The sequence below is a fragment of the Roseovarius sp. JB2-10 genome (assembly GCF_055693585.1).
Map to the genome: position 1 here is coordinate 572484 of NZ_CM146337.1, position 24388 is coordinate 596871.

A 24388-nucleotide genomic window follows, 5' to 3' on the forward strand; every position below is an offset into this window, starting at 1 on the left:
TGCCGTTCAAACAGGTTTCGCTTCGGGCTTCGGGCTGAGAACTGCCAAAGGTTTGCGTACCTTTTCGCGCAAGCCCGGACCGCTTGCCGCCTGAACCCGTTTGGTGGCCTCAACCATCAGCACGCCACCCGCGACCACAACTGATAGTTTACCGCCCATTTTCTCCCACATCCCGGCCGTTTTGCGCCAGAACCGGCGTTCAGACGGCGGCTGGTAAAGGGCGGTCGCATGTTGCACCGGCATGAATTCATGCGACTTAAGCTGGCTTTCCAACTGCGTTTGGCTATAGGGGCGCCCGAAACCATAGGGTGTTCGGTCACTCCGTGACCACAAACCCGCCCGGTTGGGCACAACAAAAAGCGCTGAGCCACCGGGGCCCAGGACGCGCCAACATTCCTCCAGAAGGGCCGCTGGCTGTTCGCTGGTTTCCAACCCATGCACCACCAAGAGCTTGTCCACATGGCCGGTCTCAATCGGCCACCATGTTTCTTCACACAAGACCGAGACATTCGGTGCATTTGATGGCCAACCAATCACCCCCTGCGGTGCGGGCATCAACGCCATGACGCGGCGCGCGTCCAAGAGGTATGGACGCAAGAAGGGCACCGCAAATCCATAGCCGACGACCGTTTGACCAACAGCTTCGGGCCAAATTCGGGTCAATTCTTCACGCACGGCTTTTTGCGCGGCGCGGCCAAGCGCGCTGCGGTAGTAAAAATTCCGCAAGTCTTGAACGTCAAGATGCATTGCAGCCCGGCCTCTGATCAGTCACTCTGACGTTAACAGTATCCGGCAAAAGGGAAAATACTATGACGCTGCAAATCCTGACGATCCCCTGTTTGTCGGACAATTACGCCTATCTTGCGCATGATCCCGCCACCGGGAAAACCGCCGCGATTGATGTGCCTGAGGCCGGACCGCTGCTGCACGCGCTGAAAGAACACGGCTGGACACTGAGCGACGTCTTGTTGACCCATCACCACTATGACCATGTCGACGGCTTGCCGGACCTTTTGGCAACCCACCCTGCACGGGTCATTGGTGCCGCGGCCGATGCCCATCGCCTGCCACCTCTCGATGTGGCTCTGTCAGAAGGGGACAGCGTCGCGATTGGCGATGAAACAGGACATGTCATCGATGTATCCGGTCACACGGTGGGGCACGTCGCTTTTTACTTTCCACAAAGCGCCGCAATTTTCACCGCGGACAGCCTTATGGCACTTGGATGCGGCCGCGTTTTCGAAGGAACAATGCCTCAAATGTGGGCAAGCCTGCAAAAAATAGCGGCGTTGCCGCCCGCCACAACGGTCTATTCGGGCCATGAATACACCCAATCCAACGCAAAGTTTGCGTTGACCGTTGACCCGGCAAACCCCGCGCTTATATCCAGAGTATCCGCAGTGGATACGGCCCGTTCGCGGGGCGAACCCACTGTTCCCTCAACCCTCGCAGACGAATTGGCTACAAATCCGTTCCTGCGCGCAACAGACCCTGCCATTCAGGCCCATTTGGGCATGACCGGGACCGATCCCGCCGATGTTTTTGCGGAAATTCGCACACGCAAGGATTGTTTTTGACTCTCCCAAACCGTGTTAAACCTCAACAATGTCAGGAAAAGTGACCACTCTTTTCCAAAAAAGCCTTGAAGCGCCCACGATATCGACCAAACTTTAATGTTATGAGGCCATGGTCAGGGAAACGAACCCGGACCCAGATCAGAAGGAGCACCAAACGTGCCTTCATTCTCGAATACGCTGGAACAGGCAATTCATGCAGCTTTGGCAATGGCCAACGCCCGGCAACATGAATTTGCTACACTGGAACATCTGCTTTTGGCGCTGGTCGATGAGCCGGACGCAACGCGGGTGCTCAAGGCATGCAGCGTCGATACCGAAGACTTGCGCAAAACTCTGGTAGAATTCATCGACGAAGACCTCTCCAATCTGGTGACCGATATCGATGGGTCTGAGGCCGTCCCGACCGCCGCGTTCCAACGCGTGATCCAACGTGCAGCAATCCATGTTCAGTCATCCGGCCGAACCGAAGTTACCGGCGCAAACGTTTTGGTGGCTATATTTGCAGAACGGGAATCAAACGCGGCCTACTTCCTACAAGCGCAGGACATGACACGGTATGACGCCGTCAACTTCATCGCGCATGGTGTGGCCAAGGATCCGGCGTATGGCGAAACCCGCTCGGTCTCCGGTGCCACAGACGGCGCCGAAGAAAGCGCGCAGACGCCCAATGAAACAGATGCCGTCGAAGCAGGTGAATCCGCACTGGCTAAATATTGCGTTGATTTGAATGAAAAATCGCGCCGGGGTGATGTTGATCCGTTGATCGGTCGCTCACACGAGGTTGAGCGTTGCATTCAGGTGCTGTGTCGTCGACGTAAGAACAATCCACTGCTTGTGGGTGATCCCGGCGTTGGCAAAACCGCCATCGCGGAAGGCTTGGCGCATAAAGTAGTACAGGGTGAAACTCCCGAGGTGCTGTCAAACACGACGATTTATTCTTTGGACATGGGCGCGCTTCTGGCGGGCACACGGTATCGCGGTGATTTTGAAGAGCGCCTGAAATCGGTCATGACAGAGTTGGAAGATCATCCTGACGCCGTCTTGTTCATTGACGAAATCCACACCGTGATTGGTGCAGGTGCCACATCGGGTGGCGCAATGGATGCCTCCAACCTGCTCAAACCCGCTTTGCAAGGCGGCAAGCTGCGGTGCATGGGGTCGACCACATTCAAAGAATTCCGACAACACTTCGAAAAAGATCGCGCCTTGTCGCGCCGTTTCCAGAAAATCGATGTGGTTGAGCCAACTGTCGAAGACACAGTTAAAATTCTCAAAGGTCTCAAGCCTTATTTCGAGGAACATCACGGCGTGAAATACACCGCAGATGCAATCAAAAGCGCTGTTGAACTGTCGGCGCGCTATATCAATGACCGCAAACTGCCTGACAAGGCCATCGATGTGATTGATGAGGCCGGTGCAGCGCAACATCTTCTGGTGGCATCGAAGCGTCGCAAAAACATTGGCGCGAAGGAGATCGAGGAAGTTGTGGCCAAAATCGCCCGCATCCCGCCGAAAAACGTGTCAAAAGACGATGCCGAAGTCCTCAAGGATCTCGAAAAGTCGCTGAAGCGCGTCGTCTTCGGTCAGGACAATGCAATCGAAGCGCTCAGTTCATCAATCAAGTTGGCCCGTGCTGGCTTGCGTGAACCGGAAAAGCCCATCGGGAACTATCTTTTCGCAGGTCCTACCGGTGTGGGCAAAACCGAAGTTGCCAAACAGCTGGCAGATACGCTTGGGGTGGAATTGCTGCGGTTCGACATGTCTGAATACATGGAAAAACACGCTGTTTCGCGTCTGATTGGTGCACCTCCAGGCTACGTTGGTTTTGATCAGGGCGGCTTGTTGACGGATGGCGTTGACCAGCACCCACATTGCGTTTTGTTGCTCGATGAGTTGGAAAAAGCGCATCCCGACGTCTTCAATATCCTCTTGCAGGTGATGGATCACGGGAGTCTGACAGATCACAACGGTCGCACTGTTGATTTCCGCAATGTCGTGTTGATTATGACCTCCAATGCGGGCGCCACAGAGCAGGCAAAATCAGCCATTGGTTTTGGCCGCGACCGTCGCGAAGGTGAGGATACGGCTGCGATCGAACGCACGTTCACGCCGGAATTCCGCAACCGCCTTGACGCGGTCATTTCTTTTGCGCCGCTTGGCAAGGACGTGATCTTGCAGGTGGTCGAGAAATTTGTGCTGCAGCTCGAAGCGCAGTTGATGGACCGCAACGTCACGATCGAGCTGACAACACCTGCCGCGGAGTGGCTTGCCGACAAAGGCTATGATGACAAAATGGGCGCACGCCCCCTTGGCCGCGTGATCCAGGAACACATCAAAAAGCCGCTTGCCGAAGAGCTATTGTTCGGCAAATTGGCCAAAGGTGGCATCGTTAAAGTGGGTGTTAAAGGCGGCAAGATTGACCTGAAACTCGAGGGGCCTGACCGGCCTCGGATTTCCGGCAAAAAGCCTCCATTGCTCACCGCCGACTAAAAATCTGGCGTTCCCACACGGGAGCGCCAATCTCCGATCATTTACCTGTAAACTTCAATTCGATCCGCCGGTTTTGTGCGCGGGCATCAGGCGTGTCATCAGGATTGATCGGCTGGTATTGTCCAAAGCCGTTTGCTGACAATCGATCAGGCGGCATGCCAAGAACATCAATCATGTAGCGCACGACCGACAAGGCGCGCGCCTGACTGAGCTCCCAATTGTCCCTAAACCGCGCAAACGCGGCCACTGGCACGTCGTCCGTGTGACCATCGACCTGCAAAACCCAATCGATTTCTTCCGGGATATCATTTGCAACATTGCCAAGAATATCCGTAATTTTGGCAATTTCACCACGCCCATCAACCGACAATTCCGCCTCTCCGGGGGCAAACAGAACCTCCGAGGAAAACACAAATCGATCCCCAACGATCCGGACACCTTCCTGTGCGCCCAGGACGTCGCGCAGACGGCCAAAGAATTCAGACCGGTACCGTTCAAGATCCTGTTTTTCAGCTTCGAGCAACTTCAAACGCTCTTCTTGAAGTGCCAACTTTTCCGCCTCCAAAGCGGCTCGTTCCTCCAGCAATCCGGTTTTTTCTTCCTCCAGCACCCGGGCGCGCCGCTCTTCGGCGGCGACGCGGGCCAGTGCCGTATTCAGATTACGTCCTAGTGTTTGGAGTTGAATATCTGCTGTCGCTTCCCGCGCGTTGGCGTCATCCAATAGCCCTTGCAAACCGGATAACTGTTCGCGCAAAGCGGCCAGCTGGCGGTTTAACAGCGCCTGCTGCTGTTGTGCTTCGCTGGCCAAGGCCTCCTGCTCAGAAAGTTCCGCCTGAGCCTGAGCCAGCAACGCCGCACGCTCTTCGGCTGCGGTCAATTGCGTACTGACTTCCCGTTCTGCTGCCAGTTTTGCCGCCAGGGCTGCAGCCAGCTCGCGGCGGACATCCTCTGCATCGGCCACATTGGCAACCAGCTCTTCGCGCGTGGCCAATGCGTCTTTCAAAGCTTCACGCGTTTCCTCAAGTGACGCCTCGACATCCTGGCGCGCGACCAATGCGGCTGCCAACCGGACATCCAGGTCATCCTGTGCGTCTTGGGCAGCGGCCAACATCGCAAGCGTTTCTTCTGCGGCGCGCCGTTGCTCCTCCAACGCAAGCGTCATAGCCGTCAATTCTGCGTCGGAATTTTGCAACCTGGCGCGCAGCGCTTCAGCCGCAGCAGCTTCTGCCAATCTTGCTTTTTCTTCGTCACTCAACTGCGTTTCAAGTTCGGCAACTTGCGCATCAAGTGCCGCCTGAGCCTCCGCGCCGTCCGCATTCTGACGCTGCAAATCGGCCACCAGCGCATCCAATGCCGCACGCCGCGCCGCAGCCAGCCGCGCCGCCTCTTCCTGCGCATTCACCTCATCGCGCAAACCTGCCAAGGCCAGCTGCAAGGCTTCCTGCTCGGACAAAAGTGTATCACGCTCGCCCTCTAAATCGGCCACACGGCCCAAAGCCGTATCGCGCTGCGCCAACAAGCCCGCAACTTGCTCCTCAAACGATACGATGCGCGCCGCCTGATCTGCCTCGCGCTGCCGTGCCTCACCAAGTGTGGCTGACAACTCACCCACCCGCGTTTCAAGCGACGCCGTTCGGCCTTGCTCCAAACCAAGTGCCTGCGCCAAGGCGGCCACTTCCGCAGAAAGATCGTTAAGTTCACTTTCCTGCCCGGTGATCGTTTCTCGCAAGACGTATTGAACCACCATAAAAATGGTCAATACAAACATCAGAACCAGCAGGAGACCGGTCATCGCATCCACAAAACCCGGCCAGATTGAGGCCTGAAACCGCGTTCCCGTGCGTCGCGACAGCGCCATCGCCTACCTGTCCCCCGGGCCGCCGGCCGCTTTGTTTCCGACAGATTTCCGTTTCTGCTGCAAGGCTTCGGTCAACGCCGCAAGATCCATGCGCAATTCGGCCATGCTTTCCTGGCGGCCTGCGCTGATCTCCTCAAGAATACGCAACATTTGCACATCAATGGACCTGAGCCTCATCCGGCTCTCCGCGTCCATTCCTTCATCGCCACGCGCCTCCAGCTTTTCGATCAGGCGTTCCTGGCTTTCCGCCAAACGCATCAAAGCCGCATCGCCGGTTGCGCCAGATTGTGGGTTCATCTGTTCGGTCAACCTGTGGACTGCGTCCGCCAAAACACCCAGTTTCTCATCAACTGCTGCACGGCTGATATCAGATTGGGTCAACATCATCTGAAGGGATTCCATCTGTTCCCCCATATGGTCAACGACCCCTGCCATCACGCCTTGTTCGATACCACCTTCGCCATCACCCGCAGAAAACCCTACCCGCGTGATCGTCGACATCCATTCCTCAAGCTCGCGGTAGAACCGGTTTTGACCGTGCCCGGCAAAAAGCTCCAGCAGCCCCACAACCAGTGATCCCGCAAGCCCCAACAGGGACGAGGCAAAGGCAACCCCCATACCGCCAAGTTGTGTTTCCAGACCTGTCATCAGCCGGTTGAACACCTCAACGCCCTCTTCACCTTCCTGCGGGGCCAGCGACCGGATGGTATCGACCACGGCGGGAACCGTCGTCGCCAGGCCATAGAACGTCCCCAAAAGGCCAAGGAAAATCAGCATGTTAACGATATATCGCGTGATTTCACGCGCTTCATCTATCCGTTGCGCCACTGAATCCAATATCGATCGCGCCGAAGATGACGCCACCTGCATGCGTTTACCCCGTTGCCGCAACAACGTTGCCAGCGGGGCCAACAATTGTGGCGCTTTGATAAATTCATGCCCCGGTCGTTGTGCCGCAAACCCCTCGATCCAGCGCACCGACCCGATCAGCTGAAAGACCTGCCAGAAACAGGCCAGCACACCGATGAAAAACACGAAAATGATGAACCCGTTCAACCATGGGTTGGCCTGGAACACGGGCAATACGCGGGGCAACGCCAAAAACGCACCTGCCCCCGTCAGGCCCAGCACCACCAGCATCAACAGGATCTGGCGAACAGGGTGTGAAAATTGCGGCTCGACCTCGCGGTCCGGCTGGTCCATCTGGACACTCCCGACACTTGCTCTTGTTGGCCTGCACCCTACGCGGATGCGCCATTCAAGCCAAGGTTTTATGCGCCCAGGGTACGGACACGGGCGGTCAACCACTCAAGATCAGCGTCGCGTATCCCAAGCGTGTTCAGATGTGTGGCCGTGTTGTAGAGATATTCATCATTCGGCCCCCGCCCACCATGGGCCTGCGCGATGATTTGCGCCTGCTCTTCCAACGGAAGCCCACCGCAATACTGCACGTGATCTGGATCGATGACATAGGTCACAGCCTCAACGACGGGCCCATTGTCCAACTGCACGTTTAGAAATTTTTCCAGATAAGCAGATGAGATCAATTCACGCTCGCGAAGATAGGCCAATGTCGCGTCTTCGTGACCCTTGGCAACAGCCAATGCAACACCCTGACAGGTTGCGTGGGCATCCTCGTCCAAGGCAAGAACAAGTCCCGGATTTTCATCCGTCCCGCGATGATGGATGGACCGCATGCAAAAGCTGCGGTGATAACCCGGCAAGGTGGCAATCACCTGCTCGGCAACTTCAAAACCCGGATCCCACACCAGCGACCCATAGCCGAAAACCCACATCGTCATAGTGTTGTTCCTTGCGTTTTTTCACCTATAAACACCAAAGCCAGAGGGCATGAAAGGGGCACGCGCTCATGAGATTATTGCTAAACCTCGTCCTGCTTGGCGCTGTCATCTGGTCTGGCTATTGGTTTGTCGGCTCCCGTGGGTCTGAAACCGCTTTTGAGACGTGGTTTGAAGAGCGTCGCGGCGAAGGATGGGTGGCCGAATACAGTGAATTTGGTGTCGAAGGGTATCCGAACCGGTTTGATGCCAAGTTTACGGATATTGCACTGGCCGATCCGGAAACCGGGCTGGCCTGGGATGCACCTTTTTTCAACTTCTGGCCCTTAGTTACCAACCCAACCACGTGATCGCCATCTGGCCGCCGGAACAGGTGGTTGCTACACCTCTGGGCAAGTATCAGATCACCAGTGATGACATGCGCGCCAGTCTTGTCCTTCAACCCGATACGCAATTGGCATTGGAACGCACAACGCTTACCGCCGAAAAACTGGTTGTGACTCCATCCGATCCCCCGACACCGACCAGTATGGATGCGTTGTCGCTGGCCGCAGAACGCGTGCAGGCCAGTGAGGCAACCTACCGATTTGGTCTTTCGGCGGATGGGTTGAAACCTTCCGTTTCGTGGGCGCGCCTTGTCGATCCCAAGGGCACGTTACCCGATACGCTTGAAGCATTGAGCGCCGACATCACGGTAACCTTTGACAAACCCTGGAACCGTTCCGCGATCGAAGTCGCGCGGCCGCAGCCGCGCAACATCACCCTAAAACTTGTTCAGGCCACCTGGGGCCAGCTTGATCTTCGTCTGGCAGGCAGCGTCGATGTGAATGAAGCGGGTGAACCAAACGGCCAAATCACCGTCAAGGCCGAGAACTGGCGCGAGATTTTGCAGTTGGCCGTGGCATCCGGCGCCGTGCCCGAAGGGTTGAGCGGTACGATTGAGGATGCGCTTGGTCTGATCGCTGGATTGTCAGGAAGCGCCAAGACGCTGGATATCCCTTTGGATTTTCGCAACGGCAAGACCTTGCTTGGACCTATCCCAATCGGACCCGCACCCGTCTTGATCCTGCGCTAACGGCAGTAAGACCCGCTCCGGTACCGCGCCGTGTCGAAATGGAAGTGATCGCGGTGGTGGCGGTCTGAATTCGGCCCAAGTACCGTGCCGAACGGACCACATGCACTTCGATGCATCTTCTTCAGAATGCGACCGTTTTTACCGCTGCCCCAGTGTTTCAGCACCGAAATTTCGTTGCCGTCACTCAGTGTAAAGGCAGAGATATCGATCGCACGGCCCTTGCCATGCTCTGAAATTTTGGCGCCCTTGCGGTTGTTGCGGGTACGGCACGCATAATGGGCCGCCACACGCAAACGCACGACGCCACCACCGCGATTGCCAATGGCCGGTTTCACGCCCTGATCGATCCATGTCTTCAACGCTTTGGCCGTTCCGCAATCCATCACCGATTGCTGGCTCAATGCAACACCGCTGACCGAGCGGATTTTGACGGCGTTTTCCACACCGCAGCCCCGAATTTTACCCGGGACACGTCCAACAATGATGCCCTGGATGGCCGGATCGCCGCACACCGCGCCTTTCTCCGCAAGGCGTCTTTCCTTGCGGGACTCGCGGCGGGTTTTGCCATCCCGTTTCTTGGGCCGCAGTGATTTGAAAAGGCCTTTGCGCTCTGTCTCCTGAGCTTGCGCCTGAATAACCTCTGCCGGGCTGGTACGCGCAACAGGGCGCAGCGATGTTTCAGGGGCTTGGGCAAAGGCCGCTTGAGGCGCAAACAAAAAAGCAATCACCAACAAAACGCGCATCTTTTATACCTTTATTCGTCCGAAATCCGGGGCATCCGTATCCTGACCTGCTTCGATGATACCCTTACGGATCGCCCGTGTCCGGGTGAAATAATCATGCAGATGATCGCCGTCGCCGTCGCGAATGGCCTTTTGCAGGGCAAACAGCTCCTCGGTGAAGCGCCCGAGGATTTCCAGCGTCGCATCCTTGTTATTCAGGAAAACATCACGCCACATCGTGGGATCGCTCGCAGCAATCCGGGTGAAATCCCGAAAGCCTGCCGCGGAATATCGGATGACTTCCGTGTCAGTGACGCGGCGTATGTCGTCGGCCACACCCACCATCGTGTAGGCAATCAGGTGGGGGGCGTGACTGGTGACGGCACAGACCAGATCATGGTGATCCGCGCCCATTTCATTGGTTTTTGCGCCCATACCGTGCCAGAGCCGCTCCAGCCGGTCGACGGCAACGCGATCACTGCCCGGCAAGGGAACAATGAGCGTAAACTTGTTGTCAAATAGCTCAGCAAAGCCGGATGTTGGCCCGGAATGTTCCGTTCCCGCCATCGGGTGGGCCGGAACAAAATGCACACCGTCCGGCAGATGTGGTGCAATAGCGTCGATCACGGCCCGTTTGACCGATCCGACATCGCTCACCGTGGCGCCCGGCTTGAGCGACGGCGCGATTTCGGCGGCAACGGCACCCATTGCGCCAACGGGCACACACAACACAACCAGATCTGCCCCTTCGGCGGCTTCGGCGGCGCTATCGCAAACCCGGTCACAAAGGCCAATTTCGCGCGCCGTTTCGCGCGTTTCAGCCGACCGGGCATAGCCCGTAACTTCGTTTGCCAGCCCCGCGCGTTTCATGGCCCAGAACATCGACGATGCAATCAGGCCCAGCCCGATCAGCGCTACGCGGTTATAAATCACAGCCATTACGCGTCACCCATGAACTGACCCACCGCATGCGCGACGCGACGACAACTGGGCTCATCCCCCACCGTGATCCGCAGGCAATGCGGCAGGTTATACCCCGCAACTTTGCGCACGATCAGACCTTGAGATTTCAAGTGCTCGTCGCAGGCATTGGCCTCAGCCGCATCCGCAAACCGGGCCAGAATGAAGTTGGCCAGCGAGGTGTCCGACACCACGCCATGTCCCGCCAGTGCTTCGGCCAACCAGGCGCGCAGACGATTGTTTTCTGTCCGGCATTTCTCAACCCAGTCGGTGTCGCGCACCGCCACTTCTGCCGCGGTCAATGCGGCATTCGACAGGTTGAAAGGTCCGCGAACACGGTTGAGCACGTCCACGACATGCCGTGGACCATAGCCCCACCCCACACGCAGACCGCCAAGACCGTATAATTTGGAAAAGGTGCGCGTCATAACCACATTGTCGCGTGCATCTACCAGCGCCGCGCCACCGTCGTAGCCGTCAACATATTCTGCATAAGCACCGTCGATCACCAACATCGCCTGCGGCGGCAGACCATCAGCCAGCCGCGCCATTTCCGCATCCCCGATCATCGTGCCCGTCGGGTTGTTGGGGTTTGCGATGAAGACGAGCTTGGTGCGATCATTGCAGGCCGCCAGAACGGCATCCACATCGGTCACGCGCCCCCGTTCGGGCACTTCGACCGGCGTGGCGCCATTCGCCAGTGTGGAAATACGGTACATGCCAAACCCGTGTTCGGTATGGATCACCTCATCGCCGGGCCCTGCATAGGATTGGCACAGGAAGGAAATGATCTCATCGCTGCCCACGCCACACACCACACGCGACGCATCCACATTATGCACTTCACCGATCGCGCCACGCAGCGACGCGTGATCGGTGGATGGATACCGGTGCAGATCATACGCCACCTTGCGAAACGCCTCTTTAACGGCGTCACTTGGCCCAAATGGGTTTTCGTTCGAGCTTAGTTTGACCACGTTGCTCACGCCGTCGATATGCGTCGCCCCGCCCTTATAAAGCTCAATATCCATGATCCCCGGCTGGGGTGAAATTAGCGTCATAGATCCGCCTCCCGTGGCGTGTTCTAACTGTGGTGCCATAACTTGACCAGCACCAAACGAAAAAGGCCGCGGCGGTTCCCCGTCGCGGCCCTTGGCAGAAGTCAACTTGGCTTAGTTCTGCGCGTAGAATTCGATAACGAGGTTCGGTTCCATCATCACCGGATAAGGCACGTCGCTCAGGCCGGGTGTACGGACGAAAGTTGCTGTCATCTTCGAATGATCGGCATCGATGTAATCAGGCACATCCCGCTCGGCCAATTGTGTGGCTTCCAGCAGAACGGCGATTTGTTTCGAACGGTCGCGCACTTCGATCACGTCACCTTCTTTCACACGGTAGGAAGGGATGTTGACCTTTTTGCCATTCACCATGACATGACCGTGGTTCACGAACTGACGTGCGGCAAACATGGTTGCAACGAATTTGGCACGGTAAACCACCGCGTCCAGACGGCGCTCCAGCAAACCCACAAGGTTCTCGCCAGTGTCGCCTTTCACGCGGGACGCTTCTGCGTACACACGTTTGAACTGCTTTTCGGTCAGGTCGCCGTAGTAGCCTTTCAGCTTTTGCTTGGCGCGCAACTGCAGACCAAAATCCGAGATTTTGCCCTTGCGGCGCTGACCATGCTGGCCCGGGCCATATTCCCGACGGTTGACCGGTGATTTCGGACGACCCCAGATGTTTTCGCCCATCCGGCGATCGATTTTGTATTTGGCAGACGTGCGTTTTGTCACGGCTGATCTCCTTCTTTAGACCGACGGCCCGAGTGGCCGACTATGAAGGGCGTTGTCCTCTGGATTTCTCCCGACAGGCATCCCCTTGCGGGGGCCGCCAACACCAATGAATGCGCGCTTATACTGCGCTGCGGCGCAGAGTCAACACAGGTTGGAAACCCAGGCAAAAATCGTCGCTTTCCACAGCCTCAAGACCAGGAAGAACTGATTTCTGTTTTGCGAAAAACAGATACGTGCGTTTAGGCCGCCTCATGCGCCAGAATTGCCGCCTCTGAACTGCTCAGTTTCCTGCGGGCAAAACTGCCATATGCGTGGGGTTCGTACTCCAAGCGCTGGTTCACTTCCAAAAGACGTTCTTTGTCACCAATGTCCAACATGTCCAGCGACGTGCTGGCCGGATGGAAACTCTCCGTCTCTATCCCATTGGCCCAGACGATTTGATGCTGCGGCAACAGCAAATGCACATAGGTGACTTCCCGCACTGCCAGATCGACCGAAATGGTCGCGTTGTTGATCAGATCTTTCGCCGACACCAAAACTTCCGGCACATTGAACAGCGATTGCGCCACATCACCCTTGATCAGCATCCGGTGTTCGGGGCTGACCAGTAATTCCTCATCCGGGCGTTCAACGCCCAATGCACCGGCACGGATCCGAACCGGCCGCAACCGTGGCATCGCAAAAAGCCGGGCGCCAGACATCCGGCGGCTGCCAATCCATTCAATTTCCTGTGCTCCGTTGTCTTTGGTCGCCACGTGGTCACCTTCGCGCAGTTCTTCCACCAGACGCGGGCCTTCGGGCGTCTCGATCCGGGTGCCCGGTGTGAAACAAATGACGCCGCCCGACATGGGCTGTCTCGCGGCACTCCGCAGGCCGTCAAGCGAGTGGTGCACAATCCACATTTCCGTATTGCGCGGGGGGATTTCGTCGAGGAACATCAAGAGAGGCGGCGTGTCGCGACCGGCATCAATCATGGTAACGGTATAGCTTTGCGCCCCATCCGTGACGACAAAACCGCTATCCACCTGTGGGTCTTCGACCTCCACGGCCTCGATATCATTTGTGTGCGTGATCGCCGCGCCCACCAGGCGCCGTACCATCCGCGCCGCGCGTTTGCGATTTGTTACATCACCATTTGCCCGCTCAAGGCGCAGGAGTTCACTGGGTCCGTCCACCCGTACCACATCGCCCCGCCAGGACCACGCGGCCCCAATGTTGAGCGACGATACAGGTGCGGCTTCTAAACCGTCCACTTCCGTCTGCGACCAGGAGATGACAAACGTGCCACGAAAGCCCGTCTTCATTGCCTATATGCCTGCCTTTTATTCTTTTTATTAACGAATGGTTAACAGACGCAGAATCACCCTGGGAAGCCCCCCGATTCGGAATTTGTCCAATTTTTCGATTGCCGTCACATCTGGCCCACAGACCGCACTGGGTCAAAACATTGTATTGCCCGGCGGATTTGCGCAATTCTGCATTCCGGGTAGTCTGTACGTCAGATGCGTTGCGGGAGGCGAAGATGAACAAGCTTGATGAACTGGATGATGCCGCACGACTGGCGGTGTTGAACAGCGTGCGGTTTGACGATGGTCGCAATGCGCGTGCCAAGATCGGATTTGTTCTCATTCCTAATGAGCAGACGATCGAAGACGACATGATCCGGCACATGCCACCGGGTGTGGGCACATTTTTCAGCCGGGCCACCATGCCGCGTGAAATTTCTACCGAAAGCCTGGCTCAGCTACGTGGCTCTCTGGCGGATACGGCGCGACGCATCCTGCCTGATGACGGTCTGGATGTGATCTGCTTCGCCTGTACCTCCGGCACCGTGGCCGTTGGCGAAGAGGCCTCCTGCACGGAACTGGCCAAAGGGGCGCCGGGGGCCAAAACATCAACCCTCGCCGGGGCCGTGCGCAAAGCACTATCCGCGATGGGCGCACGGAACATCACGCTTGGGTCACCCTATGTGTCGGAGTTAAACGACAATGTCGCGGCCTATCTGGAAGAGGCGGGTTTCAACATCGTGGCCGCCCACGGCATGGGCCTGCACTACGACACCGAGATGATCAGGGTCTCGCCCGCGTACCTGATCGACTACGCCCGCGCGATCGACACGCCCGAGGCGGACACCATCCTGCTCAGCTGTGGTGCCCTGCGCAGCATCGACGTGGTGGATGAGATCGAACAGCGCCTTGGCAAACCGGTGATCTGCAGCAATCAAGCGATGCTTTGGGACTGTCTGCGGCTGGCCGGAGTGAGAGATAAGTTGACGGGGCTGGGGCGGCTCCTTCGCGAGCACTGACACGCGGGCAATAGCCCAGTTTTGTTCAAATGTCTTTCCGTGCAGGCCCCCACCTGTCGGTCAGGTGGCTGATGATCTGATCCCGGGTCTGGCGATAGGCGCCAAGCTTGGCGTCGCGGGTTTCACCAAGCCCAGTTGGATCCATGATTGGCCAATAGATGACTTCAAGGTGAAAGACACGGGTCAGTTCCAAGGCGCGGCGCTGGCTGGCCGGGCTGAGTGCCACCACAAGGTCAAAGGATGACAGGTCATCACCCCATTGCTCCATCTCATCAAAGCTGCGGGTGCGGTGACGGTCCAGAACCACGCCGATCTCCCCACAGACAGATATGCTGAACCCGTCAATATCCATATCGCTCTTGACGCCGGCGGACTGAACGTAGGTGTCAGTGCCGTAGAACTTCTTCATGATCCCTTCGGCCATGGGCGAACGCACGGCATTGTGGTCACAGCAAAACAGCACTGACTGAGGAAGCTCCTCGCCCATTCGCGTCAGGCCCCGAAATGCAGCACGCAGATCAGCGTGAAGAGGCGTCGGGCGGTGTCATTGTCGATATCGGCCTTGCCTTCCAGGCGTTCTTCCAGAATGCGGGCACCCTCGTTGTGGATGCCACGACGCGCCATATCGATCGTCTCGATCTGGCTGGGCGGCATGTTCTTGACCGCATCGAAATAGCTTTCGCAGATCGCCCAATAATCCTTGACCACTTGCCGGAACGGGCTGAGGGACAAATGGAACTCCGCCGCGGGATCTTCAGCCTCGGTGCGGATGTCGAACACCAGCCGTTTTTCGCAGAATCGACAGCTGCACGCGGTAGGGGCCCGGCGGCACCACGCGGTCATCCCGTTTGGGCAGATCAAAGGTGTTCCCTTCGATCAGGTCAAACATGGCTACCTTTCGCTCCTGCTCGATCTCGGGCGTGGGCGGTGGCAGATTGGCGTCATCCAATTCGATGTGGCTGATACGACTCATTTTACGATCTTTCACTTGGCAAGCTTCCGAACCACTATCGCAGGATGCATTTTTGGGCAATCCGACTTCGAATTGAGCACGTGAATCGCGACCCGTAAAACACAGGTCAGGATTAGGCGGGAACCATCGCCGTGACTTCGATTTCGATCACCATGTCCTCATAAACCAGCGCGCGCATGGGAATGCCTGTCGTCGCAGGTCCGGGGGCGGTGTAGGAATTTGAGCGGATCAACAGGTTTTCGTGCAAAGCATCGGCGGATGCGTTGCCCTGATAGAATGTTGTGACCTTGACCACATCATCCAGCCCCGCGCCCAGATCGGCCAGCACCTTGGCCATATTCTCCATCGCGCGCCGGGTCTGGGCCACCATGTCACCCGGGTCGATCACCTGCGCGTTGCAGTCAAGCGACACCTGCCCGCCCACGTGGATCATCTGCCCACATTTATTGCCGTGTTTGTAGGGCAAGGGCGTGGTCCAATCCCAATGCCCCTCGGGCCAGGCGTGCATCTTGGGGCCATGCATCGCCGTGACGGATATTTTGGTCATCATTTCCGGGTTCGGGAAACGTGGCACGGGCATACCTGTTGGCGCGGGCCCGGGATCCGGGAAACGTGCCGCCCGGATTTGCGCGGGCTTCTCCCAATCCTCCGCCGTACCGCCGCCCACATAAAACACGTTGAGCTTGACCACATCACCGATGGCCGCACCCGCGAGCGTCAGCGCACTTTCAAGTTGATCCATCATCACCTCGGTCTGCGCCACGACATCGCCGGGCATATCAAACTGCCCATCCGGTTTCTGGGCGGAAAGATCGCCGGTGAAAACCATGTCGCCACAGACGACAACATGCGAGAAAGTCGGGGGCAATTTCGGCATCGATGGCATGTGTATTTCCTGACGCGGCAACGGCTGATCATCCTCGCGGCGCATGGCCACGCCTTCGATTTCGATCATCATCTTCGGATAACACAGCTCGGGCAGCGCGATCAGGTTGACCACTGGGCAGGACGCGCCACTTAGAATGCCTGCCAGCTGTGTTAGAAGCCGTGCCTCAGCGCCTGCATCGCCCACGAAATAAACGACCAGCCGGACAAGATCACCATAATCCGATCCCAGATCGTGCAGAACATCCGACAGGTACGCCATCGCCGCATCACACTGCGCGGTGATGTCGCCCGGGTTGCGTACAGTGCCCTTGGCGTCCAGATCGACCTGCCCGCCGGTGAAAATCATCTGGCCCGCCCGTACGCCATGCTTGTGCGTCAAGTCTACGGGCCAGTTCCAGTGTCCCTGGGGCCAGCTATAGGTTCTCTTCATCCCGATATCCGCGCGCAATTTACCACGGACACCACGCTACACCAGCCGGGCCAGACGTCGATGGATTTTGTGAATGGCCGGGGCATGCCTTGGGGGGTCAAACTGCCCCGGCCTTGGCCTGATCAGGCCGTATGCGCGTTGTGTCCGAAATACATGAACTCACGGTCCATGCCGGCCACATCGCCCGCATTCAACGAAAGGTTTGCCCCATCCACCATCTTGAAACTCTTTTGCGCCTTCACCCATTCATCTGCGTTCTGCAGCGTGGTCAGCGTGTAGCTGGTGGTCTCATTGAGGTAGTGTGTGGGGATGATCACCTTGGGCTTCAGCCGTTCTACGATGTCATTGCCCATGTCGTAGGACAGAATATGCTGGGAGCCGTCCACCGGAAGGGTCAGCACATCCACCTGACCAATCGCATCCCAGAATTCGGCGGGTGGATTGTGGCGGTTATCGCCCCAGATCAGTGTCCGGATACCGCCGGTTTCCACCAGATAGACCACCATATCCATATGGCCCACATTATCAGGCGGGCAGGCATTGACGCCAAATTCAGCCAGCGCATCCGTCCAACTGTACCAGCCCGGCGCCACACAGGCATGTTTGTCTGCAAACCCGGTGATTTTGAGATCGGCAAACTCGAAATTGCCCACCATGCGGTCGAGCACCATGGTCGAGACCGGACGGTCGATTGCATCGTGATCGAAATGCGTATGGGTCGACATGCAGATATCGACCTGTGTTTCCGGAAACTCGTTTTTAAACCAAAGGCCCCAGGCACCTGACGGATCGTCGCGCCAGGGATCAAACAGGACCGTCGCACCGCCGGGGGATGTGATCTTGATAGCGCAATGACCGTAGAAATCTATGCCGACATCGCCCTCAACCGCAGCACCCGTTGTGGCTTGCATATCAATCACGCTGTTGTTGTTGCCGGGCTGCAACCAATCCGTCGAATGTGCCTGTGCCTTTCCGCTGCCAAGCATCGTTGCCGCGGCCCCGACACCTGTGGCCCCCGCCGCGAGAAAGAAGGATCGGCGTGACAGGCCCGGCGCCAGATCATCGCGTGCGCCGTGTAATAGGGTAGGTTTTAAATCTTCTCTTTTCATGCGTTTTGTCCCTGTTGTCAGATGGCAAGCGGCCTGATGCCGCCGTGAACAGGCTAACAATCAATCTGTCTTTCGAGAGTATGGAAAAACCGATGGGGAAATGGGGGTTTTCCCCCATATTCATTGGATCGACAAAAGAAGGCTGCGCAGGTTCTGACCCTTGCCATGGATGCCCAGCTTGCGCCGGATATTGTTGCGATGGAAATCGACCGTACTGGTTTCGCGTGCCAGGGTCTGCGCAATCTCCTTGGTCGTCTGGCCGCGCATGACCATTTGCGCAATCTCCAGTTCAGCCGGTGTCAGAGCTTCGAACGCCGTGGCCAGTTTGCTGGAATACGACGCCGATATGGATTTGAGGCTGCTTTCCATCAGTTCAAGATAGGTGAGCGCCACCGGATCGCTGCTGAGCCGGGTGCGCAGGCGTGACACATGCGGCATCACGAGGCCCTTGATCTGGCGCAGAAACTGCTGGTCATAATCCTGCCGCGCCTGCTCGACATTCGAGAGCAAGACCCGCAATGCGGTGTTGGCCTCTTCCAGCTCGGATGTACGATCACTGACCCGCTTTTCGAGCTGATCCAGCGTGTCCTGTAACTGCGCTTCAAGGCGTTTGCGCGCGTCGATTTCCGTCAGCAGCACCAGATCGGCCTCGATCACCCGGGCAAACTCCTGCAACCCTTCGCGGAAGAGAAGCGCGCGCTTGTTGCGCCGACGGTCCAGCACGCAAATCGTGCCAAAAACCTCCCCATCCGGCCATTTCAGCGGATAGCCGATGTAAAAACTCATCCCTTCCTCAAGGTCTTCATTATCGCACCAACGGGCCTCACATTGCGCATCTTCGACGATCAATTCACCGTCATTGTCAAAGACACCCTGGCAATAAAGCTTGTCATGCAGCCGAAATTCCCGACCAACTTCATAAGGGTTGCCCGGCGTCCGACTGGTCACGAAAACCGCATGTCGCGGGGCATCCGTGCGCATGACCAACCCGGCGGGCACATCAGACAGTTTGGCGATCAGATCAATAATCCGTTGCCAATTGGCAATCGTCTCTGTGGGGATATTCGGCATGACCTTCGGCATAGCGCAAGTCTAAGGGGCCGCCGCCAGCCCGCGCAAGCCGTCTTACTTGTTGAGGTGATCCAGCCGCGCCCGCACGGACAGGCCATGCGCCTCAAGGCTCTCGGACTGCGCCAGCGTTTCCGCCGCCGGTCCGATGGCACGCAAGGCCTCTGGCGTCATCCGCGCCAGTGTGGTCCGCTTGAGAAAATCCATCACGCTCAGACCGCTGCTGAAGCGGGCAGATCGCGCTGTGGGAAGCACGTGATTTGGCCCGCCCACGTAGTCGCCAATGGCTTCGGGCGTCCAGGCGCCAAGAAAAATTGCGCCCGCATGGGTGATTTTGGCCGATAGCGCATCGGCATCACCAACGCAAAGCTCCAGATGTTCGGGCGCCACGCGATTGGATAGCTCCGCGGCGCAATCAAGATCAGGTACCACGATCACTGCGCCGAAATCACGCCAACTGGCCCCAGCAATCTCACGCCGCTCAAGGGTTTCAAGACGCGCATCTATGGCAGCACTAACCGCATTGCCAAAATCCGCGTCGTCCGTGATCAGAATGGATTGCGCGCTTTCGTCATGTTCCGCCTGGCTCAGCATATCAAGCGCGATCCAGTCGGGGTTGTTGTCCTTGTCGGCAATGACCAGAATTTCAGATGGCCCCGCGATCATGTCAATGCCGACCTTGCCAAACACCCGGCGCTTGGCCGCGGCGACAAAGGCATTGCCCGGTCCGGTGATCATGTCGACGGGCGCAATCGTGTTCGTGCCATACGCCAGCGCTGCAATCGCCTGCGCGCCGCCGATGCGGTAAACTTCGTCGACACCGGCCAAACGCGCGGCCAACAATACCAGCGGGTTGGAAATTCCATCTGGCGTTGGCACCGTGATTGCCAACCGCTCAACCCCCGCCACCTTGGCCGGGATCGCGTTCATCAACACGGATGAGGGGTAAGAAGCCAAACCACCGGGAACGTAAAGGCCCGCCGCGCTGACCGGCGTCCAGCGCCAGCCCAGCATTGCGCCATGCTCATCCGTCCAACTGTCATCCGCCGGCATCTGGCGCGCATGGTAAACTCTGATACGCTCCGCCGCCAATTCCAGCGCATCGCGTTCAACAGCGGGCACTTGCGCCACCAATTCATCAATTTCGGTCTCTGAAAAACGCAGCCTATCCGCGTCCAGTTCCATGCGGTCAAACCGCTTGGTCATGTCAATCACGGCCGCATCGCCGCGCAATTGCACGTCACTGATAATCTCTGCGACGGCCGAATCAACGTCGGGACTGTCCTCGCGCTTGGCGCCGAGGAGTGCTGCAAACGCCGCCTCGAAATCCGCATCGGTGCTTTTCAGAAATACCGGCATAGCCCAGCCTCCTTGATCTGGCAGAGGCTTACTTGCATCGCCCCCAAGGCTCAACCCGGCGCAGCGCAATTAGCTGCACCACATTCGCGCAACTTCTACGCGCCGTGATCCGGTGTTTTCTTGGACGGCGCACCGTAAGGCCGCGTTACATCCCGTAACGTGGCTTCCAGCGCTTCGACTTCCAGCCGAATTGCGCCATCGCCCGCCAGGGTCAACAAAACATACCCCGCACCCTCTTCGCCGGGCTCGAACGTTATCGCCAGCAGCGACAGGATCATGTCCTTGTCGGACCGGTCGATGCCCTGGCTCGCAATACGCAAAACATTGTCTACCACCAGAAGCGACCTCACCCGTTCCGGACCATGCCGATCGCGACCGTCATCTTCCCATCTGAAACGGTTGACCAAGAGTGCAAACCGGCGATCCGCCGCGCGCCACGACATCTCAATGATCGGAAAAACAGCGTCCTGCAGAAGCGACGACATGACCTCAAGATCATCGGCGTCCAACGCACCAAGGTTCAGGGGCGCCTCGTCCCCATCTTCAAAACGCGCGTCTTCACTCATTTCCCCGACACCCTTTCGATCTTGGCACCAACGCCTTCGAATTTACGCACCACTTGCTCATATCCGCGGTCCAGATGATAGACCCGGTTGACCACAGTATCCCCCTCGGCGGCCAACCCGGCCAAAATGAGCGAGACACTGGCCCGCAAGTCAGTTGCCATGACAGGCGCACCCTTGAGGCGATCCACCCCCGTGACCGTGGCCGTACCGCCATGAACCTCGATCCGGGCTCCCATGCGGGTCAATTCCGGCGCATGCATGAAGCGGTTTTCGAAAATCTTCTCCTCCAGCACCGAAGTCCCGTCCGCGGTGCACATCAATGCCATCATCTGCGCCTGCAGATCCGTCGGAAAGCCGGGAAAGGGCTCTGTCGTCACATCGACGGATCGCACCCGGCCGTTTTTGCGCGCGACTTTGAGGCCTTTTTCCGTTTCGGTCACCGAGATGCCCGCCGCATCCAGTTTTTCGCAAAATGCGCCAACCAGATCAATCCGTCCGCCGAGGCATTCCACCTCACCACCGCAGATCGCCGGTGCCAGCATGTAAGTACCCAGCTCAATTCGATCAGTAACAACCGGGTGCGTTGCCCCACCAAGGCGATCAACGCCCTGAATGGTGATCGTACTTGTGCCGTCGCCTTCAATCTGCGCACCCATCCGGCGCAGACATGTAGCCAGATCAACGATTTCAGGCTCGCGCGCCGCGTTTTCCAGAACGGTCGTGCCCTTGGCCAGCGTCGCCGCCATCAGCACGTTTTCCGTGGCCCCAACTGATGCGAAATTGAATGAAATCTTTGCGCCCTTAAGCCCTTTGGGTGCCTTGGCATGCAAGTACCCGTCACGCAGGTCGATTTCGGCCCCAAGCGCCTCCAGCCCCTGAATGTGCAAATCCATCGGACGCGCACCAATCGCGCAGCCGCCGGGCAGCGACACAACCGCATGTCCCAACCGCGCCAGCATGGGCCCAAGAACAAGGTTCGACGCCCGCATTTTGCGCACGATGTCATAGTCTGCCACGTGATTATCGAGGTTGTGACTGGACATCACCAGCACCTGCCCGTCCTGCAGGCTCGACACTTCCGCCCCGAGGGAGCTCAATAGCTCTGTCATGGTCTTGATATCTGACAGGCGCGGCGCGTTTGTCAGGGTCAGCGGCTCATCGCTCAGGAGCGTCGCCGGCATCAATGTCAGGCAGGCATTCTTCGCCCCTGCGATTGGTATCTGGCCCTTCAACGGGCCATTTCCTGTCACAACAATCGAATCCATCTGCTCTATCCCTCGCCTTTGCCTGTGTTCTGCGCGCCCCGCGCACGTGTCTGCGCTTTTCGACGCGCAAGATTAGCTTTCAAAGCCTGTTTGAGCCTCTCTTCGCGCGTTTTTCCGGTTTTTTTCGGTTTCTTTTCTGGCGCTTTTTTGTCCATGTTTACTCTCTACATCAGCAGCCAATAAGGGTCCAGATAACCCTTGCACCATATGCAATAAGGGTCTAATCAGCCCGCCACGGCGTGCTGCTGTAGCTCAGTGGTAGAGCGCACCCTTGGTAAGGGTGAGGTCGGGAGTTCAATCCTCCCCAGCAGCACCAGATTACCAAATAAATTTTATAAATTTCAGATACTTACATAAAAATTGAGGTTTCTAATCCACCCTAGAATCCACCCAAGCACTCTAAGCATGCTGCAACTGGGGAGTGTCGCCTCGATGATGTTACGAACGTAACCGTGTTGCAAAACTTATAAATACGATATGTGGCATATCAAGTCATACACGCTTAACGACACTACAGATTCCATTTCGAGAGTTGTGCCTCAAGTTCGTTGATGCAGCTCTTAAGTCTGTTCGCAGAAGAGAACTGTGCATTTGTATCTATCAAAATTGCGCCTAAGCGAACTGAAGTTTCATTTTTGGACGGAAAACACACAATTGCAGAGCGGTCGCCTCTATAGCAGCGAACAAGCCAATCATCGTCTTTTGGATTGCCAAAAAAATCTCTTAGTGCTTTCCTATTGTTTTTGACACTGAGGTTTTCGTATACGGGATCACCGGTACTCAATGCTTCATGAAGACCAGAATTTTTTAAGGGAAAAGTAAGGCCCTCCTCAACGCTAGTATCAAAACCTACGCACTTCCAAGGTTTCAAAGCTGTAGGTCTGCATCTTGGCAAGTTCACAAACCTTAAGAGGGCTACGCGCACATCGGTAGTTCTTTCTGTTGGCGTAGCGAAGTTTGAAATAACTCGCGATGTCAAATTTTGAATGTCCCAAGCTAACTTTAACTGTTCTTTCTCGTAAATTAATGCGTTTTGAGCTTTCTCGAAACCACGCGCTGCAAGTTTGGACGCACGCCGACCATTCATCTCAAAGTCTAATAAGCCGTAGTTAGTCGTGTCTGTATCAATCCGAATATGATTTTTAAGCCCGCGAGTATTCAATTGATGCGATCCAAAGACAGCTGTCACCAACAATCTCAAAAACAAGTTTCTGGGAGTGGATTTTAGCGCTTCTAGTTCTGATGTTATTGTGACTATGTTTGGACCAAAAATAGCTTCATCTTCGAACGTCCAAGCAGGTAGATTTGAGACCAAACCACCATCCGAGTACTCTACTTCATCGATTAGTACAGGCTCAAAAATAACAGGGACGGCAATTGACGCAGCGACGGCCTTGGCTACTGGCATGTCTCGGGTTTGGCCTGATGAAAAAAGTTCGACTTCACCTGTCGTAAGATTAGCAGCAACAATTCTCAGCGGCATTCCAGTGTGTTGATACAATTCTCCGAACGTAACCCATTCGCCATTAATCAAACCAGGTTGCTTTTCATTCAATCTTGCTAGCAATAGCGAATTGAAATTTTTCTGAAACTCATCGAGCGAAACGAACCCCTTGAACTGAAAAATCGTATACCACGTTAGCACAGTGCAAAGAAATAGAATGGCCACTGGTAAACTGGCTAAAACTGAGACGTTCCATACAAAGCTATTTGACAAGGTTAAGTGCAAGAATAACGCTGTGGCAAGGGCTATAATCGAGAGCAACGCGATAGCGTACTTTACTGTTCGACGTCGGTTTTCGTACCCATTGAATCGATTTATCCAACGCAGCCCGCCTCCGAAGATTTCACTTGGATGCCGAAACTCAATCGGTTTCAGATACTGCATTAACGAGGTTTTCTTTGTTTCTCGGTTAAGAATTTCCTCACTGGAAAAACCGGCTGCTGCGAGAGATGCGACGATTGCACCCGCTGAAGCGCCCGCAAATCCAACTATTGAAATGCTAGTGTCTTTCTCAAGCGCCTCCAGAACGCCCAAATGCGCCACACCGCGCGCTCCTCCTCCTTCAAAGACGCAAAATGCTCTTATCCTTTTTGCTTTTTTTACCATTTTCTGTCCCCAATTATTCCGAAAATCACATATACCAAGAC

The 24388-nt window shown here is 56.6% G+C and carries 20 protein-coding genes, 1 tRNA gene and 2 pseudogenes; 5 read left to right on the forward strand and 18 right to left on the reverse strand.

What is annotated here, in order from left to right; all coding sequences use genetic code 11:
• Positions 1-6: 6 nt before the first annotated feature.
• On the reverse strand, positions 7-747 hold the full coding sequence (locus ACZ1HJ_RS02830) for a methyltransferase domain-containing protein (RefSeq protein WP_472720848.1): 741 nt from the start codon (positions 745-747) through the stop codon (positions 7-9).
• Positions 748-809: 62 nt separating this feature from the next.
• Here ACZ1HJ_RS02830 and gloB point away from each other — a divergent pair, with 62 nt between their 5' ends.
• Positions 810-1577, forward strand: a complete 768-nt coding sequence (gene gloB / locus ACZ1HJ_RS02835; protein ID WP_472720849.1) for a hydroxyacylglutathione hydrolase — start codon at positions 810-812, stop codon at positions 1575-1577.
• Between the two features lie 156 nt (positions 1578-1733).
• Positions 1734-4067 carry an ATP-dependent Clp protease ATP-binding subunit ClpA gene (gene clpA, locus ACZ1HJ_RS02840; RefSeq protein ID WP_472720850.1) on the forward strand — a complete coding sequence of 778 codons (2334 nt, stop codon included), beginning with the start codon at positions 1734-1736 and terminating at the stop codon, positions 4065-4067.
• A gap of 37 nt (positions 4068-4104) precedes the next feature.
• Here clpA and ACZ1HJ_RS02845 read toward each other — a convergent pair whose 3' ends face one another.
• From ACZ1HJ_RS02845 to ACZ1HJ_RS02855, 3 genes are all read right to left on the reverse strand, one after another.
• Entirely contained in the window at positions 4105-5925 is a 1821-nt protein-coding gene (locus ACZ1HJ_RS02845) for a peptidoglycan -binding protein (RefSeq protein ID WP_472720851.1), read from the reverse strand.
• 3 nt (positions 5926-5928) lie between these two features.
• Positions 5929-7128 carry a biopolymer transporter ExbB gene (locus ACZ1HJ_RS02850; RefSeq protein ID WP_472720852.1) on the reverse strand — a complete coding sequence of 400 codons (1200 nt, stop codon included), beginning with the start codon at positions 7126-7128 and terminating at the stop codon, positions 5929-5931.
• A gap of 68 nt (positions 7129-7196) precedes the next feature.
• Positions 7197-7727, reverse strand: coding sequence for a gamma-glutamylcyclotransferase (locus ACZ1HJ_RS02855; protein ID WP_472720853.1), 531 nt, complete (start codon positions 7725-7727; stop codon positions 7197-7199).
• 68 nt (positions 7728-7795) lie between these two features.
• Here ACZ1HJ_RS02855 and ACZ1HJ_RS02860 point away from each other — a divergent pair.
• Positions 7796-8799 (forward strand): annotated as a pseudogene (locus ACZ1HJ_RS02860) (DUF2125 domain-containing protein).
• On the opposite strand, the gene ACZ1HJ_RS02865 reads toward ACZ1HJ_RS02860, so the two are convergent.
• From ACZ1HJ_RS02865 to ACZ1HJ_RS02885, 5 genes are all read right to left on the reverse strand, one after another.
• Entirely contained in the window at positions 8796-9542 is a 747-nt protein-coding gene (locus tag ACZ1HJ_RS02865) for an extensin-like domain-containing protein (protein ID WP_472720854.1), read from the reverse strand. The pseudogene ACZ1HJ_RS02860 and the gene ACZ1HJ_RS02865 sit on opposite strands and share 4 nt — an antisense overlap.
• Positions 9543-9545: 3 nt before the next feature.
• Entirely contained in the window at positions 9546-10460 is a 915-nt protein-coding gene (locus ACZ1HJ_RS02870; protein WP_472720855.1) for a prephenate/arogenate dehydrogenase family protein, read from the reverse strand.
• The gene (gene hisC / locus ACZ1HJ_RS02875) at positions 10460-11542 is read right to left on the reverse strand and encodes a histidinol-phosphate transaminase (protein WP_472720856.1); all 1083 of its coding nucleotides are present in this window, start codon (positions 11540-11542) and stop codon (positions 10460-10462) included. The genes ACZ1HJ_RS02870 and hisC overlap by 1 nt, the downstream gene beginning before the upstream one ends.
• A 111-nt stretch (positions 11543-11653) precedes the next feature.
• On the reverse strand, positions 11654-12274 hold the full coding sequence (gene rpsD, locus ACZ1HJ_RS02880; protein ID WP_472720857.1) for a 30S ribosomal protein S4: 621 nt from the start codon (positions 12272-12274) through the stop codon (positions 11654-11656).
• A gap of 239 nt (positions 12275-12513) precedes the next feature.
• A complete protein-coding gene (locus tag ACZ1HJ_RS02885; RefSeq protein WP_472720858.1) occupies positions 12514-13578 on the reverse strand; it encodes a Hint domain-containing protein in 1065 nt (354 codons plus the stop codon).
• Positions 13579-13796: 218 nt separating this feature from the next.
• On the opposite strand from ACZ1HJ_RS02885, the gene ACZ1HJ_RS02890 reads away from it, so the two are divergent.
• Positions 13797-14579, forward strand: coding sequence for a maleate cis-trans isomerase family protein (locus tag ACZ1HJ_RS02890; RefSeq protein ID WP_472720859.1), 783 nt, complete (start codon positions 13797-13799; stop codon positions 14577-14579).
• A 25-nt stretch (positions 14580-14604) separates the two neighbouring features.
• On the opposite strand, the gene ACZ1HJ_RS02895 is transcribed toward ACZ1HJ_RS02890, so the two are convergent.
• The 8 genes and pseudogenes from ACZ1HJ_RS02895 to murA all read right to left on the reverse strand — a co-directional run bounded on the left by ACZ1HJ_RS02895 (position 14605) and on the right by murA (position 22237).
• Positions 14605-15066, reverse strand: a complete 462-nt coding sequence (locus tag ACZ1HJ_RS02895; RefSeq protein ID WP_472720860.1) for an arsenate-mycothiol transferase ArsC — start codon at positions 15064-15066, stop codon at positions 14605-14607.
• Between the two features lie 5 nt (positions 15067-15071).
• A pseudogene (locus ACZ1HJ_RS02900) lies at positions 15072-15552 on the reverse strand (UPF0262 family protein).
• A gap of 112 nt (positions 15553-15664) precedes the next feature.
• Positions 15665-16870, reverse strand: a complete 1206-nt coding sequence (locus ACZ1HJ_RS02905; protein WP_472720861.1) for a Rid family hydrolase — start codon at positions 16868-16870, stop codon at positions 15665-15667.
• Positions 16871-16992: 122 nt separating this feature from the next.
• Positions 16993-17979 carry an MBL fold metallo-hydrolase gene (locus ACZ1HJ_RS02910; protein WP_472720862.1) on the reverse strand — a complete coding sequence of 329 codons (987 nt, stop codon included), beginning with the start codon at positions 17977-17979 and terminating at the stop codon, positions 16993-16995.
• 120 nt (positions 17980-18099) lie between these two features.
• Positions 18100-19062, reverse strand: coding sequence for a LuxR C-terminal-related transcriptional regulator (locus ACZ1HJ_RS02915; protein ID WP_472720863.1), 963 nt, complete (start codon positions 19060-19062; stop codon positions 18100-18102).
• A gap of 42 nt (positions 19063-19104) precedes the next feature.
• Positions 19105-20406, reverse strand: coding sequence for a histidinol dehydrogenase (hisD, locus tag ACZ1HJ_RS02920; RefSeq protein ID WP_472720864.1), 1302 nt, complete (start codon positions 20404-20406; stop codon positions 19105-19107).
• A 95-nt stretch (positions 20407-20501) separates the two neighbouring features.
• On the reverse strand, positions 20502-20972 hold the full coding sequence (locus ACZ1HJ_RS02925; RefSeq protein ID WP_472720865.1) for a DUF2948 family protein: 471 nt from the start codon (positions 20970-20972) through the stop codon (positions 20502-20504).
• A complete protein-coding gene (murA, locus tag ACZ1HJ_RS02930; RefSeq protein WP_472720866.1) occupies positions 20969-22237 on the reverse strand; it encodes a UDP-N-acetylglucosamine 1-carboxyvinyltransferase in 1269 nt (422 codons plus the stop codon). The genes ACZ1HJ_RS02925 and murA overlap by 4 nt, the downstream gene beginning before the upstream one ends.
• A gap of 241 nt (positions 22238-22478) precedes the next feature.
• On the opposite strand from murA, the gene ACZ1HJ_RS02935 reads away from it, so the two are divergent.
• Positions 22479-22553, forward strand: a tRNA-Thr gene (locus ACZ1HJ_RS02935).
• Between the two features lie 195 nt (positions 22554-22748).
• Here the strand turns inward: ACZ1HJ_RS02935 and ACZ1HJ_RS02940 are convergent.
• Positions 22749-24347 (reverse strand): patatin-like phospholipase family protein, encoded by a 1599-nt coding sequence (locus tag ACZ1HJ_RS02940; protein ID WP_472720867.1) that lies wholly within the window; start codon positions 24345-24347, stop codon positions 22749-22751.
• Positions 24348-24388: the final 41 nt, after the last annotated feature.